Source organism: Actinotalea sp. (assembly GCF_041597215.1).
Lineage (GTDB): Bacteria > Actinomycetota > Actinomycetes > Actinomycetales > Cellulomonadaceae > Actinotalea.
Genome location: NZ_JBFHHB010000340.1, coordinates 1 through 2,392, shown reverse-complemented (window position 1 = coordinate 2,392; position 2,392 = coordinate 1). Strand labels below are relative to the sequence as shown.

The window sequence follows — 2,392 nt, the reverse complement described above, 5'->3', positions numbered from 1 at the left end:
CCGAGGATGTTCTCCCGCTCGAAGCCGGCGGCCACGGCCCGCAGCAGGCGCGTCCCCGAGGCAGGCAGCCACCCGGCGAGGACCCGGAGCTGCCACAGGACGGTGCGCAGCGTCGCGTCCTGCGCCCTCTCGAGCCCCTGGTCGACCCCCCAGCGCTCGGCGTAGGCGGTGCCGTCCAGGCGGCGCAGCGCCGACCGCAGGTCCGCGCAGGCCGCCGCCTGACGGCAGGCGCCCGCTCCTGCGCGTCGTCGGGCCATCGCCCGCGCGCGGACGGAGGCCGCCACCCAGTCGGAGGTCATGACTCGTCCTGCGGGGTGCCGTCCACGAGCGCCGCGGCGAGATGAGGGGCGAGGGCAGCGATCCGGCGCCGGCCGGTGACCGCGAGCCGCTCCGCCTCCCGACGGGCCGCCTCCCGGACGTCCGCGTCCGCGGCCGCCGCCCTGGCACTCACCTCGTTCGCCGCCCTGGTCCGCGCGGCGTCGGCCTCGAGCCGTGCGCGAGCGGTGACGGCGCTCGCCTGCTCCCGCGCCCCGTCGACCTCCTCGGCCGCGGCCAGCCTCGCTCGAGCCACTCGATCACGTGCGGAGTCGACGGCGGGACGGAGGGCCGCGAAGACCGGGGCGAGCTCCGCCGCTGGGCCGCTCTCGTCGACCGCGGGGACGCCCACCGCACCGGCGGATCCGGGCGCTCCTGCCGGGCGGAACCGATCGAGAATGCTGAGCAACGTCATCAGACGCCTCCGGAACCCACTCTAGGCACGTCCGGTGCTCCGTGCCCGGGATTCGGTCACGGCCTGTGGTGGGCCCCCAGTCCCGGAAGGAGCTGCCGCGTCACGTCGAGCTCATGCGGATGCACTGCCGCGCGGTTCTGGAAGGCCAGGATCGCGGGGTTCGCCACGCGACCGCCCCGCACCTCGATGGCCCGCCGAATCGTCTCGTTCGTGTCCCAGGACCCCTCGCCCTCCATGACCGTGCGCAGGAAGGGAAGGATCGCTGCGCTGACCTCCCAGCTCGCCGAGTCCCACAGGTACGAGGGGGTGTGGTCGACCGCGTAATACCGCACGTGCCTGCCCACCATGAAGTCCGGGGCCGCGAAGGACGTCGGCCTCGCCCACGCGAATCCCATGCCCTCGTCGCAGGAGACATCGATGATCAGGCTCCCCGGCGCGAACGCCGCGAGGTCCGCCTCGAGCAGGAACATGCTCGGAGCCGAGGGGTCCTGGAGCGTGCAGTTCACCACGAGGTCGTGCCGGGCGAGGAACGGGGCGAGAGCCGCCGGTCCGTGCTCGGTCACGACGGTGCTCAGGTGGGTGGCGGGGTCCTCCTGGTCGAGGTGCACCATCCGCGCGGCGTGCATCGGGGCGTTCACCGAGGCGACCGCACGTTGGGTCAGCACCTCGATGTCGCGGACGCCGAGCGCGGACAGGGCGGTGACCGCACCCCGAGCGGTCGCACCGAAGCCGATCACGACGGCGGTGAGCCGGCGGCCGAAGTCACCGGTCATGCCGGCGATCTGCATCGCGTGCAGGACCGAGGCGTAGCCGGCCATCTCGTTGTTCGCGTGGAAGACGTGCAGGCTGAAGCCCGTGTCGGCTGTCCAGTGGTTCATCGCCTCGAAGGCGATGAGGGTCAGCCCACGATCGATCGCGACCTGGGTCAGCACCGGGTCCTGCACGCAGTGCGGCCAGCCCCACAGCACGGCGCCGACCGGGAGGGCCCGGAGATCAGCAGCCTGAGGCTTGGGCAGCAGGACCACCTCTGCGGTGCGCAGCACCTCCTCGCGCGACCCGAGCGCGCCGACCAGCCCCCTGAGCTGCTCGTCGGTGTACCCGAACCGCTCCCCGTAGCCCTCCTCGAGGATCATGCGCGCGCGCAGGTCAGGGTCGATGCGCTCGAGGTGACGGGGGTGGATCGCGACACGACGCTCGTCCGGCTTGAGCGAGGTCCCGACCACACCCAAGGTCAGGAGCGTCAACGGGATCGAGTCCCCGGCGGGGCACGGTGGGCGGCGGTGCTCATGACTGCTCCTCTGGCGACCCGTGGATCGCCTCACCGACACTACTCCCCCCGATCTCGCCCGCCCTGTGCGCTGCCACGGGGACGACGAACGGCCCGGCCCCAGGGGGTGGGCCGGGCCGTTCGTCGTTCCTGTGGTCAGACCTTCTCCGAGACCGCCGGCTCGACGGCGGGCCTCGCGCCGATCTTGGCGATCAGTCCGCCACCGGCCTCCGAGGCCCAGCCGAGAGCGGCGCCGAGCACGAGCGCGATCGCCGTGGCCTGCCAGTCACCGTTCGTGCCGAAGAAGCAGGAGGTGCCGGCGAAGGCACCCGGGATGAAGCCCAGCCACGAGACCTTGGCCTGGCCGACCATCGCGCAGGCGCCGATGGCGATGG

4 protein-coding genes are annotated in these 2,392 nt (G+C 73.0%); all 4 read right to left on the bottom strand.

Features of this window, described 5'->3' with window-relative positions; all coding sequences use genetic code 11:
- Positions 1-299: hypothetical protein (locus ABWK99_RS15730; RefSeq protein WP_372595626.1), on the bottom strand; the 299-nt coding region annotated here is incomplete at its 3' end.
- Positions 296-730, bottom strand: a complete 435-nt coding sequence (locus ABWK99_RS15725) for a hypothetical protein (RefSeq protein WP_372595625.1) — start codon at positions 728-730, stop codon at positions 296-298. The genes ABWK99_RS15725 and ABWK99_RS15730, both read right to left, overlap by 4 nt.
- A gap of 56 nt (positions 731-786) precedes the next feature.
- Positions 787-1,974 carry a N(5)-(carboxyethyl)ornithine synthase gene (locus ABWK99_RS15720; protein WP_372595624.1) on the bottom strand — a complete coding sequence of 396 codons (1,188 nt, stop codon included), beginning with the start codon at positions 1,972-1,974 and terminating at the stop codon, positions 787-789.
- Positions 1,975-2,153: 179 nt separating this feature from the next.
- Positions 2,154-2,392 (bottom strand): DUF1097 domain-containing protein (locus ABWK99_RS15715; RefSeq protein ID WP_372595623.1); only part of this gene is annotated, 239 nt, incomplete at its 5' end.